9 protein-coding genes and 1 tRNA gene are annotated in these 14,544 nt (G+C 68.1%); 8 read left to right on the top strand and 2 right to left on the bottom strand.

All coding sequences use genetic code 11. The annotated features are described in order from the left end of the window. Positions 1 to 8: 8 nt before the first annotated feature. Positions 9 to 1,187 carry a multicopper oxidase family protein gene (locus ACT54L_RS14915; protein WP_476086424.1) on the bottom strand — a complete coding sequence of 393 codons (1,179 nt, stop codon included), beginning with the start codon at positions 1,185 to 1,187 and terminating at the stop codon, positions 9 to 11. 429 nt (positions 1,188 to 1,616) lie between these two features. Between ACT54L_RS14915 and ACT54L_RS14920 the strand changes: the two genes are divergently transcribed. The 6 genes from ACT54L_RS14920 (at position 1,617) to ACT54L_RS14945 (ending at position 8,964) form a co-directional block, all read left to right on the top strand. Beyond that, positions 1,617 to 1,701 (top strand) — tRNA-Leu (locus tag ACT54L_RS14920). Between the two features lie 94 nt (positions 1,702 to 1,795). After that, on the top strand, positions 1,796 to 3,145 hold the full coding sequence (gene tig, locus ACT54L_RS14925) for a trigger factor (RefSeq protein WP_476086425.1): 1,350 nt from the start codon (positions 1,796 to 1,798) through the stop codon (positions 3,143 to 3,145). 73 nt (positions 3,146 to 3,218) lie between these two features. Beyond that, on the top strand, positions 3,219 to 3,851 hold the full coding sequence (locus tag ACT54L_RS14930) for an ATP-dependent Clp protease proteolytic subunit (RefSeq protein WP_476086426.1): 633 nt from the start codon (positions 3,219 to 3,221) through the stop codon (positions 3,849 to 3,851). 529 nt (positions 3,852 to 4,380) lie between these two features. Then, entirely contained in the window at positions 4,381 to 5,649 is a 1,269-nt protein-coding gene (gene clpX / locus ACT54L_RS14935) for an ATP-dependent Clp protease ATP-binding subunit ClpX (protein ID WP_209100264.1), read from the top strand. Positions 5,650 to 5,946: 297 nt separating this feature from the next. Further along, a complete protein-coding gene (gene lon / locus ACT54L_RS14940; protein ID WP_476086427.1) occupies positions 5,947 to 8,364 on the top strand; it encodes an endopeptidase La in 2,418 nt (805 codons plus the stop codon). A gap of 321 nt (positions 8,365 to 8,685) precedes the next feature. Further along, positions 8,686 to 8,964, top strand: a complete 279-nt coding sequence (locus ACT54L_RS14945; RefSeq protein WP_209100268.1) for an HU family DNA-binding protein — start codon at positions 8,686 to 8,688, stop codon at positions 8,962 to 8,964. Between the two features lie 419 nt (positions 8,965 to 9,383). Here ACT54L_RS14945 and ACT54L_RS14950 read toward each other — a convergent pair whose 3' ends face one another. After that, a complete protein-coding gene (locus tag ACT54L_RS14950) occupies positions 9,384 to 10,775 on the bottom strand; it encodes a GntP family permease (protein WP_476086428.1) in 1,392 nt (463 codons plus the stop codon). Positions 10,776 to 11,013: 238 nt separating this feature from the next. On the opposite strand from ACT54L_RS14950, the gene ACT54L_RS14955 reads away from it, so the two are divergent. Together ACT54L_RS14955 and ACT54L_RS14960 are read left to right on the top strand one after the other, a co-directional pair. After that, a complete protein-coding gene (locus tag ACT54L_RS14955) occupies positions 11,014 to 12,951 on the top strand; it encodes a hypothetical protein (RefSeq protein ID WP_476086429.1) in 1,938 nt (645 codons plus the stop codon). Positions 12,952 to 12,964: 13 nt separating this feature from the next. After that, positions 12,965 to 14,542, top strand: coding sequence for a PEP/pyruvate-binding domain-containing protein (locus ACT54L_RS14960; RefSeq protein ID WP_476086430.1), 1,578 nt, complete (start codon positions 12,965 to 12,967; stop codon positions 14,540 to 14,542). Positions 14,543 to 14,544: the final 2 nt, after the last annotated feature.

Here is a 14,544-nt window from a genome sequence, read left to right on the forward strand (position 1 = left end):
CGAGGGCGTCACTTGACCTCGAACGAGCGCGCCGCCACCAACACGCCGTCGCCCGCACGCTGGGCGAGGATCGGCCATTTGCCGGGCAGGGTAGCGGCGAGGGCCGCGCGCACCGTGGACTTGGGCGGCACCGCGATGGCGTCGTGCCACCAGGGCTTCCAGCCGTCATCCACCCCGTCGAGAATGCGGGCGGGGGCGCCGAACAGCTGCACGGCCACCGGCACGTCGTGGGGATTATCCAGGGCCAGCACCACGGTGGAGCCCTTTTCCACCGTGCCGAGGCTCGGCAGGGACTGCAATTGGGCGGGGCCGCCCAGGTCCACCTGATAGCGCGTGGCATTGTCCAGCGGGATGGTGGCCGGCAGACCATTGGAGGGCAGGGCCGTGGGCGCGGGCAAGCTGGCCTGGGCGCCCGTGGCGGTGCCGGGGCCCACCGGGACGAGAATGGCGAGCTGCACCGGCAACTGGCTGGTTTCCACCTCCAGCACCACCGGATTGGCGGTGCCCATGTCCACGGTGATGTCGAGCCGGCCGCCGGGCGTGATCTGGGCGCGGCCGTCCTTCATCACGAAGGGCTCGGTGGGCTGGCCGTCCACCGCCAGCACGTAGCAGGGCGCGGCCGCCGTCACATGGACGCGCAGGAAATGGGGCGAGGCATTCAGGAGCCGCACCCGCGAGCGCCCGCCCGCCGGCGCCTCCAGGGTGGGCGACACCGCGCCATTCACCGTGAGCAGCGGCACCTTCATGGTGGGATCGGGCGAGAAGGACTGGATCACCAGCGCCTGGTCGCTGGCGAAGGGGGAGGGGTCGGCCTCTTCCACGATCAGCGCCCCCACCAGGCCGCGCAGGGCCTGCTCCGGCGCGAAGGCGCGGTAGAAATAGGAGCCGGCGTCCGGCGGAATGAAGCTGATGTCGCGGCTGCCGGTGGGCGCCACGGCCTCGCCCGTCAGACCCTGGATGCCGGCGGCGGCCTCGACCGACCGCACGCCGGGAAATACCACCGACAGCGGCGCCGAGAGGGCATTGTCCACAAGGGCGGCGAGGGTGGCGCCCCGCTTCACGCGCAGCACCGGGCCGGGCAGGAGGTTCTGGAACAGTTCGAGGGGCTTGGAGCCGCCAAGCTCAATGCGCTCCACGCTGGCGGCCTTCAGGCGCACCGGTCCGCCCGAGGTCTGGGCCCTCGCCAAGCGCGGCAGGGCTCCGCTCACGGCGAGCGCCGCGGCGCCCGCCAGGACCGAACGGCGAGAAGGACCATGATACCGCAACATGAACAAACCCCCGGGGATGCGATGCCCACGCGCGGACCATCTCTTTTCGCCGCCCAAAGGGCAAGATGCAATTGCCCCACCCCGCCAGAACGGCCGAGCTTGCGCTGGCGGCCCGGAGACCGGGGCACGATGGCAAAAGCACGGGACGGCCGGGGACGGGCGCTTTTTCTTGCTGCACGCCGATTTCCCCATGATATAAGCGCCCGCTCGGTCGGTGCGCGATTCAAGGGATCACGCACCCGCTGAGCCGTGCCGGAAGCGTGGACCCGAGCGACAGCAGGCGTTCCCGCGGCATGCGCCGGAAATGACATTCCCCGGCGGTGTCGCAGGGTCGGTTTCGTGGAGGCCGCGGGCGTGGCGGAACTGGTAGACGCGCGGGATTTAGGTTCCCGTGACGAAAGTCGTGGGGGTTCGAAACCCTCCGCCCGCACCATGCCGTCGCAGCGGAACGATGCCCCTTCCGGTGGACGCGACCCTTTTTAAGAGAAGAGCCGCCCCGCAGGCGGACAGTGAACGAAGGCAAGACGATGCAGGTGACCGAAACCCAGGCCGACGGCCTCAAGCGCGCGTTCCGCGTGGTCCTCCCCGCCGCGGATCTGGACGCGAAGGCCAGCACCCGGCTTTCCGAGCTGAAAGACCGCGTGCGCATCAACGGATTCCGCCCCGGCAAGGTGCCGGTCGCGCATCTGAAGAAGGTGTATGGCAAGTCCGTGATGGCCGAAGTGATCGAGGCCGCCGTGACCGAAGCCAATGGCAAGATCGTCGAGGAGCACGGCTTCCGCCTGGCGCTGCAGCCGCGCGTCGAGCTGCCGAGCGACGAGGCCGAGGTGAAGGGCGTCATCGAGGGCGGGCAGGACCTGTCCTACACGGTGGAGCTGGAGATCCTGCCGAAGATCGAGCTCGGCAATTTCAAGGACATCTCCATCGAGAAGCCGGTGGTGTCGGTGTCCGACGCCGAGGTGGACGAGACCATCAACCGCCTCGCCGACGCCAACCGCCCCTATGAGGCCAAGGACGGCCCGGCTGCGTCAGGCGACCGCGTGACCGTGGACTTCGTAGGCTCCATCGACGGCGTGCCGTTCGAGGGCGGCGCGGGCCAGGACATCCAGGTGGTGCTGGGCTCCAAGAGCTTCATCCCCGGCTTCGAAGAGCAGATCGAAGGCATTTCCGCCGGCGAGAACCGCACCATCTCCGTGACCTTCCCCGAGGCCTATGCGGCCCGCGAGCTGGCCGGCAAGGCCGCCTCGTTCGAGGTCACCGCCAAGGCCGTGGAAGCCCCGGGCGCCCTGACCATCGACGACGAGTTCGCCAAGTCGCTGGGCCTTGAGGGCCTCGACGCCCTGAAGACCCAGGTGCGCGAGCGCATCGCCCGCGAGCATGCCGGCGTCGCCCGCCAGAAGGTGAAGCGCGCCCTGCTCGACGCCCTTGACGGCCTGCACAAGTTCGACGTGCCGCCGACCCTGGTGTCGCAGGAGTTCGACGGCGTGTGGGCCCAGGTCCAGCAGGACCTCACCGCCCAGGGCCGCACCTTCGCCGACGAAGGCACCTCCGAGGACGAGGCCAAGGCCGACTATCAGCGCATCGCCGAGCGGCGCGTGCGTCTCGGCCTGGTGCTTGCGGAAATCGGCGAGCGTAACAATATTCAGGTCAGCGACGACGAAGTGACGCGCGCGGTGGTGGAGCGTGCGCGCCAATTCCCCGGTCAGGAGCAGCAAGTGTGGGACTATTATCGCCGCAATCCGCAGGCGATGGCGTCCGTGCGTGCGCCCCTGTTCGAGGAAAAGGTCGTCGACTTCCTCCTGGAGCTTGCAAACGTGACCGAAAAGGAAGTCACGCGCGAGGAGCTCTACAAGGAGGATGAGGAAAAGGCGGCCTGACGGGGCGCTGTTTCTCCACTGCGACGATAGCGCGCGGCCGGCCCATCCGGGCGGCCGCGCCCGAGGATCTCAGATGCGCGACCCCATTGATACTTACATGAATTACCTCGTTCCCATGGTGGTCGAGCAGACCAACCGTGGCGAGCGGGCCTATGACATTTATTCGCGCCTCCTGAAGGAGCGCATCATCTTCCTCACCGGCCCCGTGGAAGACGGCATGTCGACCCTGGCGGTGGCGCAGCTGCTGTTCCTGGAAGCCGAGAATCCGAAGAAGGAAATCTCGATGTACATCAACTCCCCCGGGGGAGTGGTGACGTCGGGCCTCGCCATCTACGACACCATGCAGTTCATCCGCCCGCCCGTCTCCACGCTGTGCATCGGCCAGGCCGCCTCCATGGGCTCCCTGCTGCTGACCGCCGGCGAGAAGGGCCTGCGCTTTGCCCTGCCGAATGCCCGAATCATGGTCCACCAGCCGTCCGGCGGCTTCCAGGGCCAGGTGACGGACATCATGCTGCACGCCCAGGAAATCCTCAGCCTCAAGAAGCGGCTGAATGAAATCTACGTGAAGCACACGGGCCGCACCTTTGAGGAAATCGAGAACGCCCTCGAGCGCGACAACTTCATGACGGCCGGCGCCGCCAAGGACTTCGGCCTCATCGATTCCGTGATCGAGCAGCGCCCCGCGGACGAGCCGGCCAAGGCCTGATGCCGTTCTGACGTGGTGGCCCGCGGCACGCTCCGCGGGTCGCCCGCCGCCCGTCCGACAGGTTCGGCGCGCGGCCTTGGCGCTCGGTTTCGGGCATCGGCGCCGTTCATTTTCGGGTATGGGTGGTTTCCGGCACTTGCGTGCAGTGCAAGATCGCGCTTGCATGCGGTGGTGAGCCGGCTCCTGCCCGCCCGTGTCATGGCGCCCGCCCGGGAACCCTTGAAGGTCCTCCGGCGCGGACATCCTGACCACAAGCGGGGGCTCGACCTGCAGTCTGTCTCTGTCAGGCCGAGTGGGGGGCGGACCACCGCCGGCGCCACGTGCGTCGGTGACGGTGCAACCCTCGGGCATGCCGGCTTAGGCATAATCTGTGCATATGCCTTGAACGTATCGCTCGAGGATGATTGGCTGAGGTCTGGCCCGGCGGCTGGACCCGGGAGCGGAGGCGGGACATCCGTCTGTGCTCCTGAACACGGTCTCTGATCCGGGCACGTCGGGTGCGCGGAAAGGGGGCCAGACGGAGATGAAGATGAGCAAGACCGGCGGCAGCGACAGCAAGAACACGCTCTACTGCTCGTTCTGCGGCAAAAGCCAGCACGAGGTCCGCAAGCTCATCGCAGGGCCTACGGTCTTCATTTGCGACGAGTGTGTCGAACTGTGCATGGACATCATTCGCGAGGAATCCAAGTCCTCGCTGGTGAAGTCGCGGGACGGTATCCCCACCCCGAAGGAGATCCGCAAGGTTCTCGATGACTATGTCATCGGCCAGGACCATGCGAAGAAGGTCCTCTCGGTGGCGGTGCACAACCACTACAAGCGCCTCAACCACGCCACCAAGCATGGCGACGTTGAACTGGCCAAGTCCAACATCATGCTCATCGGCCCCACGGGCTCGGGCAAGACGTTGCTGGCCCAGACGCTCGCGCGCATCCTGGACGTGCCCTTCACCATGGCCGACGCCACCACGCTCACGGAAGCGGGCTATGTGGGCGAGGACGTGGAGAACATCATCCTCAAGCTGCTCCAGGCGGCCGACTACAATGTCGAGCGGGCGCAGCGCGGAATCGTCTACATCGACGAAATCGACAAGATCAGTCGCAAGTCCGACAATCCCTCCATCACCCGCGACGTGTCGGGCGAGGGCGTCCAGCAGGCGCTGCTGAAGATCATGGAAGGCACGGTCGCCTCCGTGCCGCCCCAGGGCGGGCGCAAGCATCCCCAGCAGGAATTCCTGCAGGTGGACACCACCAACATCCTGTTCATCTGCGGCGGCGCCTTCGCCGGGCTGGACAAGATCATCTCGGGCCGTTCCAAGGGCGGCACCTCCATCGGCTTCGGCGCCAAGGTCGCTCCGGTGGAGGAGCGTCGTCCCGGCGAGCTGTTCCGCGAGGTGGAGCCCGAGGACCTGCTGAAGTACGGCCTCATCCCCGAGTTCATCGGCCGCCTGCCCGTGCTGGCGACGCTCGGTGACCTGGACGAGGCGGCGCTCAAGCAGATCCTGGCCGAGCCCAAGAACGCCCTGGTGAAGCAGTACCAGCGCCTGTTCGAGATGGAGAATGTGGACCTGACCATCCATGAGGAGGCCCTGGGCGCCATCGCCCGGCGCGCCATCGAGCGCAAGACTGGCGCCCGTGGCCTGCGCTCCATCATGGAAGGCATCCTGCTGGACACCATGTTCGATCTTCCGGGTCTGGAAGGGGTCGAAGAGGTGGTCATCAGCAAGGAAGTGGTCGAGCAGAATGCCCGTCCGCTCTACATCTACGCCGACCGCGTCGGCGATGCCGGCGCCAGTGCGTGAGGCCTTCCACTCCGGCTTTATCCCCCGCGCCTTGCGCGCGGGGGCGTTGATTGAACGTGTCTGTGCCTCGCGAGCGGCGGTCGTCCGGCGAACCCTTCGGCCCTTGTCGCGCCCCATCTTGAAACTCCGGGCGCCGCTCTCCATTTCAGTTGGGAAAAATCCGGTCCCCGGGCTCGGTTATCGTGCCTCTCGCGGCCCTCTTGCCGCTCCTGCATTGAAATCCCGCTCCCGTCCCGGCTGCGCTGCGCAGGCGGACACGCGTCCGCTTGCGTTGGCGCCACAAGAAAGGATTGGGTCATGACGAGCCAGAAGCCGCGCCCCCCGCTTGTTCCCGGCGTCAGCCAGACGTATCCGGTGCTGCCGCTCCGGGACATCGTGGTGTTCCCGCATATGATTGTTCCCCTGTTCGTGGGTCGCGAGAAGTCCATCCGCGCCCTCGAGGAGGTGATGCGCGGCGATACCTACATCCTGCTGGCCACGCAGGAGAACGCCTCGGACGATGATCCGGCGGCGGACGCCATTTACAAGGTCGGCACCCTCGCCACCGTCCTGCAGCTGCTGAAGCTGCCCGACGGCACGGTGAAGGTGCTGGTGGAGGGCGTCACCCGCGCCCAGGTGAAGCGCTATACCGACCGCGCCGACCTCTATGAGGCCGAGGCCGTCGCCATCGCCGACGAAGACGGCGATCGCGTCGAGGCGGAGGCGCTTGCCCGCTCGGTGATCAACGAGTTCGAGAATTATGTGAAGCTCAACAAGAAGGTCTCGCCGGAAGTGGTGGGCGTTGTCGGGCAGATCGAGGACCACTCGAAGCTCGCCGACACCATCGCCTCGCACCTGGCGGTCAAGATCCCCGAGAAGCAGGGGGTGCTTGAGACCTTGAAGGTCGCCGAGCGGCTGGAAAAGGTGCTGGGCCTCATGGAGAGCGAAATCTCCGTGCTCCAGGTGGAGAAGCGCATCCGCACGCGGGTGAAGCGCCAGATGGAGAAGACCCAGCGCGAGTATTATCTCAACGAGCAGATGAAGGCGATCCAGAAGGAGCTCGGCGACGAAGAGGGCCGGGACGACCTTCAGGAGCTGGAAGACCGCATCAAGCGCACCAGGCTGACCAAGGAAGCGCGCGAGAAGGCCACGCACGAGTTGAAGAAGCTGCGCCAGATGTCGCCCATGTCGGCGGAAGCCACCGTGGTGCGCAATTATCTGGACTGGCTCCTGTCCATCCCGTGGGGCGTGAAGAGCCGCGTGAAGAAGGACCTCGGCTTTGCCCAGTCCATCCTCGACAGCGACCATTACGGCCTCGACAAGGTCAAGGAGCGCATCGTCGAGTATCTGGCCGTGCAGAGCCGCGCCAACAAGCTGACCGGGCCGATCCTGTGCCTTGTCGGTCCTCCCGGCGTCGGCAAGACCTCGCTCGGCAAGTCCATCGCCAAGGCGACGGGCCGTGAGTTCGTGCGCGTGGCGCTCGGCGGCGTGCGTGACGAGGCGGAGATCCGTGGCCACCGGCGGACCTATATCGGCTCCATGCCGGGCAAGGTCATCCAGTCCATGCGCAAGGCCAAGAAGTCGAACCCGCTCTTCCTCCTGGACGAGATCGACAAGATGGGCGCCGATTTCCGCGGCGATCCGTCGGCGGCCTTGCTGGAGGTGCTGGACCCCGAGCAGAACGGGACGTTCAACGACCATTACCTGGAGGTCGATTATGACCTGTCCAACGTGATGTTCGTGACCACGGCCAACACGCTCAACATCCCGCCGGCGCTGCTCGACCGCATGGAAGTGATCCGCATCGCCGGATACACCGAGGACGAGAAGGCGGAGATCGCGCGCAAGCACCTCATCCCCAATGCGGTGCAAAAGCACGGCCTCAAGGGCAAGGAGTGGGCGATCGACGACGCGGCCCTCCTGACCGTCATCCGGCGCTATACCCGGGAAGCGGGCGTCCGCAACCTGGAGCGCGAGATCTCCAACCTCGTCCGCAAGGCGGTGAAGGAACTCGTCATCTCCAAGAAGAAGTCGGTGAAGGTGACCGAGAAGAATCTCGAGACCTTCCTCGGCGCGCCCCGCTTCCGCTATGGCGAGATCGATGCGGAAGATCAGGTGGGCGTCGTCACCGGCCTGGCGTGGACGGAAGTGGGCGGCGAGCTGCTGACCATCGAAGGCGTCATGATGCCCGGCAAGGGCAAGATGACCGTCACCGGCAACCTGCGCGACGTGATGAAGGAAAGCATCTCGGCCGCCGCCTCCTATGTGCGCTCGCGCGCCGTGGACTTCGGCATCGAGCCGCCGCTGTTCGAGAAGCGGGACATCCATGTCCACGTCCCTGAGGGCGCGACCCCCAAGGACGGCCCCTCGGCCGGCACGGCCATGGCCACCACCATTGTCTCGGTGCTCACCGGCATTCCGGTGCGCCGCGACGTGGCGATGACCGGCGAGATCACGCTGCGCGGTCGGGTGCTGCCCATTGGCGGCCTCAAGGAGAAGCTCCTGGCGGCCCTGCGGGGCGGCATCAAGAAGGTGCTGATCCCCGAGGAGAATGCCAAGGACTTGGCGGACATCCCCTCCAACGTGAAGAACGCGCTGGAGATCGTCCCGGTGTCCCGGATGGACGAGGTGCTGGCCCACGCTTTGGTGCGGGCGCCCGTGCCGATCGAGTGGACCGAGCGTCCGGTCGAGTCCGTGATGCCCGAGGAAGAGGGAACGGGCGTCGTCGCCCACTGAAAAATCCCGCCCGGATCAAGCGTCCGGGCGGGTTTTCCCCTGTTTGGACAAGGTCCTCGCCCCTTCCCGTCTGACGCGGGGAAATGCCGGGTCCGCCAGACAGAATATCTTATCTTTTCAATGCGTTAGATCGTGAGGCGGGCGGCATGCGAGAGCGTGCCGCCCGTTTTCATGTGGCCTTGCGGCATGAGAAATCGTGCATTGATGCGGGTTTGACGCGGATGACGCTTGCAAAAGCCGCATTTTCCGTAAATTTTCCGCCCCATCGTCGTGGGCGCCTGCGCCGGACGAGTCGAAGACCAACATGGAAGGAACGGTCACATGACCACCAAGAACGAACTGATCGCCGCGGTGGCCGACGAGGCCAAGCTGACGAAGGCGGCTGCGGCGGCCGCGGTGGACGCGACGTTCGACATCATCACCAAGGCCCTGCAGAAGGGTGAGGAAGTCAAGCTGATCGGCTTCGGCAGCTTCTCCGTGGTGACCCGCGCTGCGCGCGAAGGCCGTAACCCGCGCACCGGCAAGCCCGTGAAGATCGACGCCTCCAAGGCTCCGAAGTTCACGCCCGGCAAGGGCTTGAAGGAAGCCGTCAACGGCTGATCCCCATTTCCCGGTTGGGCGCCGCCGGCCTGTGCCGGCGCAGCGCCCCCGGGGTGGTGATCTGAAGGGGTTCCGGCAGGGGGACCGGACCCTGGCCCCGCGCAAAGCGTCGTCTGCGGCGCCTTCGGTCAAACCCTCGTTTCTTTGACCCGGCCGCGCGATCCGCGCCTTGCCCAGTCAGCCTGCGGCCCCGTCCCGCCCGGCCCCTCCCAGCTTCAAAAAAACCAACGCTTCGACCGAATGCATGCGGGACGCGCCTGCCTGCGCTCCGGTGCATCTGGCGCCCGCATTTCTCATATCCAACACTGGCGCGCAGAAGCCTGGGCCGTCTGGCCCCCGCGCCGCGCGCGGTTCCACGGCCGTGGCCGTCTCCCCGTGAGGGTTGGCGGCGGAGCCGTCTGAGGCCCCGCCGCCCGGTCTCAGACGATGCCCGTGAGCAGATAGACCGCGATCACGAAGAACACCGCCGCCGTCTTCACCAGCGTGATGGCGAAAATGTCGCCATAGGACTGGCGATGGGTCAGGCCGCACACCGCCAGCAGCGTGATGACCGCGCCATTATGGGGCAAGGTGTCCATGCCGCCGGAGGCCATGGCGGCCACGCGGTGCATCACCTCCAGGGGAATGCCGGCCGCATTGGCGGAGGCGATGAACTGATCGGACATGGCGGCGAGCGCGATGGACAGGCCGCCGGAGGCCGAGCCCGTGATACCCGCCAGCGTGGTGATGGAGATGGCCTCGTTCACCAGCGGGTTCGGGATGGCCATGAGGGCCGCCTTGATGGCCAGGAAGCCGGGCAAGGCGGCGATGACGGCGCCGAAGCCATATTCGGAGGCGGTGTTGAGGCCCGCCAGCAGCGCGCCGCCCACCGCCGACTTGGAGCCCTCGGCGAACTTTGCCGCCACTTGGCGGAACGCGAACAGGAACACGGTGAGGATGCCCAGCAGCAGGGCGCCCGCCACCGCCCAGATGGCGGTCACCGAGGAGGTGGCCATGCTGACCGTCGCGCCGCCCTGGGTCAGGGTCGCGGCGGCGGTGGGGCCATAGAAGTCGGGGATCAGGCGGCCCAGGATGAGATTGCCGACGCCCACCACGATCAGCGGCAGGATGGCCACCAGCGGGTGCACGGTGGCACCGCCTTCGGCCGCGGCCGGCTCATTGGTGTGGCCGGTGCCATAGGTCTCGCCCGCGCGCGCCGCCTGGCGGCGCCGGAACTCCAGATAGCCGATGCCCACCACCAGGATGAAGGCGGTGCCGATGAAGCCCAGCAGGGGCGCGGCATAGGCCGTGGTCTTGAAGAAGGTGGTGGGGATGATGTTCTGGATCTGCGGCGTGCCCGGCAGCGTGTCCATGGTGAAGGAGAAGGCCCCGAGCGCGATGGCGGCCGGCAGCAGGCGCTTGGGGATGCCCACCTGGCGGAACAGCTCCGCGCCGAACGGATAGACCGCGAACACCACCACGAACAGCGAGACGCCGCCATAGGTGAGCACCGCGCCCACCAGAACGATGGCCAGGATCGCCTGGCTCGGGCCGAGGATGCGGATCATGGCCGAGACGATGGAGCGTGAGAAGCCCGACAGCTCGATCACCTTCCCGAACACCGCCCCCAGGAGGAACAGCGGGAAGTAGAGCTTCACGAAGCCCACCATTTTGTCCATGAACAGGCCCGAATAGATCACGGGCACCGCGGCGGGATCGGTCAGCAGCACGGCGCCGAGGGCGGCCACCGGCGCGAACAGGATGACGGAAAAGCCGCGATACGCGACGAACATCAGGAAGGCGAGCGCCCCGATACAAATGAGTAGGCTCATGGGAATTCCGTGCCTGAGATGAGGGACGCGGGCCACCCCTCCCGCGTCGCGAAAAGAATCTTCGCGAGCGCACAATAAAGGCGCGGCTATGACAACGGAATGCAGCCTTTGGAATGACTTGCGGCCAAGCTTGAGGCGGCCGCATGTGACGGCTTGATGACTGATCCTGCGCAATCCGGCCGTCGTGCCGGCATGCTTACATCCGCCCCGTCGCGCAATGGCCGTGAGGGGAAAGCCCATGAAGTCCGACATCGTCGCCCATCTGGGCCAGACCGGCGTGCTCCTGCCGGCCCTCATCGGCGAGGGCCTGCGCGCCAATGACCGGGTGAAGGTGCGGTTCGGCGTGCTCCAGGCCGCGGTCCGCCACGCCCATGATCCGCTGAACGCCCCCTTCGACCTGCGCGAGGAATGCAAGGCCGCCGGCCTTGACCCCCTGCCGCTGGAAGATCTGGTGCGCCAAGCCACCGCCGGCGGCGGGGAGGACGAGGCCCGCCGGGAAATCGCCGCGCCCGGCCTTGCTGCCCTCGGCGCCGGGGTGTGGGAGGATCTCGACGCCATGGCGAAGGCGGTGGAGGCGGGGCAGGACCCGGCCGGCGCCGCGGCCCGCGCCCGCATCGATGCCATCCGCGCCGAAAGCACGCTCGGCCGTGCCGATGCGCTGCGCGAGGCCGAGATCAAGCGCCACACCGGCATCGGGGAGGGCGACGGACCGAGCCTGCACCAATTGGTGATGGAACTGCACAAGGCGCTGAACCGCCTGTCCGCCACCCATGCGGAAGAGCAGATCGCCGGCGCCCATGCCTTCGGCCTCCTGCCGCAGGACCGGCCGGCGGTGGAAGCCTTCATGCGCGGGCTGAATGCCACGGCGGGGCTGAAGTTCGACCATCCCGGCCTGTCCACCACCGCCGCCCGCACGCCCGCCGGGCTGAGCATCCAGAACGACATTGGCGAGACCGATGCCCATGTGGTGGTCATCGGCGTCACCGACACCACGGTCACCGTGACCTATACGGACGTGCACCGGGCCCGGGCGCGCTTCTTCACCGGCCTGTTCCGCGACCTGCCGGTGCGCTGGAGCGGCCTTGACCAGCACACGGCCAAGGGGCTGGCGGAGGATGGCGCCTTCTACCTGGTCACCGGAACGTGCGAGGCGGATCTCGCCACCCGGCTCGCCGTGCTGGAGGCGCTCGGCCGCAACCTTGTCTTCCTTATCGACTGGAACAAGGCCCGCAAGCTGCTGCGGACCTGGGTCTCCAAGGCCGATGCCCTGATGCTGCTGGACTTTGCCGCCCGCAATGCCATCGGCCAGCGGGGCTTCCTGGAATTGGGCGGGGCGGAGCTTTTGGCCGCCGCCGTGCAGCATGCGGCCGGCGGGCGCATCGGCTTCGGCGAGCGCCTCGACACCGCGCTGGGCCGGGAGGGCGCCTGCGACTTCCTGCGGGCCGTGCTGCGGATCTCCACCGAGGCCCTCAAGGAGGGCCATTCGCTGCGCCTCGCCCGCGACCGCATCGAGGCGGAACTGATGCGCCATCTCCAGCGCGTGGATGATGACCTGCTGGCGGTGGTGGTGCGTCAGGCGGGCCTGGCCCGCGAGGTGGCGGCTGGGATCGCCGGCGCCTTGTCGGAGCCGGGGGACACCGCCGCCGAAACCGAGCGTCTGGCCGCCCAGTCCCGGCGCATCGAACAGAAGGCGGACCGCATGGCGGTGGCGGCCCGCGAGCGGGGCGCCCGCGCCGGCACGGATGGGGTTCTGGTGGCCCTGGTGAACCAGATGGAAGACGCCATCGACGAATTGGAGCAGGCGGCCTTTGTCGCCTCCCTCGCCCCCGGGGCCCTCTCGCCCGATCTGGCCGAACCCATCGGCCGGCTGTGCCGCGCGGCCGTGGACGGCGCCGAGGCGGCCGCCTGCGGCGCGGTGGCTGCCATCGAAGTGCCCGCCGGGCACAAGCTGGACTTCGAGGACGCGCTGCGGGCCTGCGGCCGCCTCGCCGAGATCGAGCATGCGGCCGATGAGGCCGAGCGGGCGGTCACCGCCGCCGTGCTCACCGGGCCGGTGGACCTGCGGGCGGGCATTGCCGCCCTCGAATTTGCCCGGGCCCTGGAGCGGGCCACCGACCGCCTGGCCGGCTTCGGCCATCTTCTGCGCGGGCATGTGCTCGCCGACCTGTCCACCTGAGAGGAGGCCGCGCATGCGCCCCGTCACCATCGGCTCCGGCAGCACCCAGACCCCGCCCGCCGACGAAATCGGCGCCAAGGCCGCCAATCTCGCCCGCATGGCCGCGCTCGGCCTGCCGGTGCCGCCCGCCTTCGTCCTGCCCATCGCCCTGTGCGGCGCCGTCACCCGCGGCGAGCCCGGTGCCGAGCGCAAGGTCGCCGCCGCGCTGGAAGAAGGCATGGCGTTCCTGGAACAGGCCACCGGCCGCGCCTTCGGCGATGCCCGCCGCCCGCTCCTGGTCTCCGTGCGCTCCGGCGCCGCGCGCTCTATGCCCGGCATGCTGGAGACGGTGCTGGATGTGGGCTGCACCCCGGCCGCCGTCCGCGGCCTCGTGCGCCTCAGCGGTAATCCGCGCTTCGCCTGGGACTGCCGCCGTCGCTTCCTGGAGAGCTTCGGCGCGGTGGTGCTGGGCATCGATGCAGCCGCCTTCGCCGATGTGGCCGCGTCCCTGGCCCGTTCCGAGGGGGTGGCGGATGCCGCCGCCCTCGACGGCGAGGCCCTGGAGCGACTGTGCGCCCTCTATCAGGAAGTCATCGACGAGGCGGACGACCTGGTGCCGGAGGCCCCCCGCGCGCAATTGGAGGCCGCCGCCGCCGCCGTCTACCGCTCCTGGGACAGCCCGCGCGCCCGCACCTATCGCAAGCTGGAAAAGCTGGAGCACCTGGCCGGGACTGCCGTGACGGTGCAGGCCATGGTGTTTGGCAACCGCAGCCTCACCTCCGGCTCGGGCGTGGCCTTCTCCCGTGATCCGTCCACCGGCGCCAACCGGCCCGTCATCGACGTGCTGTTCGAGGCCCAGGGCGAGGACGTGGTGTCCGGCGTGCGCAATCCGGTGGGGGAGGCGGCGCTCGACCGCCGGGTGCCGGACGCCGCCGACGGGCTGCGCGCCATCCTGCGCCAGCTGGAGCAGGGCTTTGCCGACGTGCAGGACGTGGAATTCACCATCGAGGACGGGCGCCTGTTCATCCTCCAGACCCGCTCCGCCAAGCGCACGCCGCAGGCGGCCCTGCGCATCGCCATCGATCTGGTGAATGAAAAGCTGATTGCCCCCTCCGAAGGCCTGCGTCGCCTGGAGGGCATGGACCTTCAAGGCCTCAGCCGGCGCACCCTGGCCGACGTGGGTCCCGTGGTGGGCTCCGGCACGCCCGCCTCCGCCGGCGTGGCGGTGGGCCGTGTGGCCTTCGACACCGAGGCGGCCCGCCGCCTCGCGGCCACCGGCGCCGCGGTCATCCTGGTGCGCCCCGACACCAATACGGCGGACGTGGAGGGCTTCGCGCTCTCCGATGGCATTGTGACGGCGGCGGGCGGGCGCACCGCCCATGCGGCCCTGGTGGCCCGCCAGATGGGCAAGCCCTGCATTGTCGGCTGCGCCGCACTCCATGTGGACCCCGCCGCCCGGCGCGCTCGCCTCGGCGAGACGGATCTGGCGGAAGGCGACCTCCTTGCCCTCGACGGCGCCACGGGCACGCTGCACCTGGGGGCGGCGCGCATCATCGAGGAGCATTTCGCGGCCGAGCGGGCGGAAGTGGAGCGCTGGCGGGTGCCGGCCTGAGC

It is taken from the genome of Aquabacter sp. DMC10 (genome assembly GCF_056314145.1).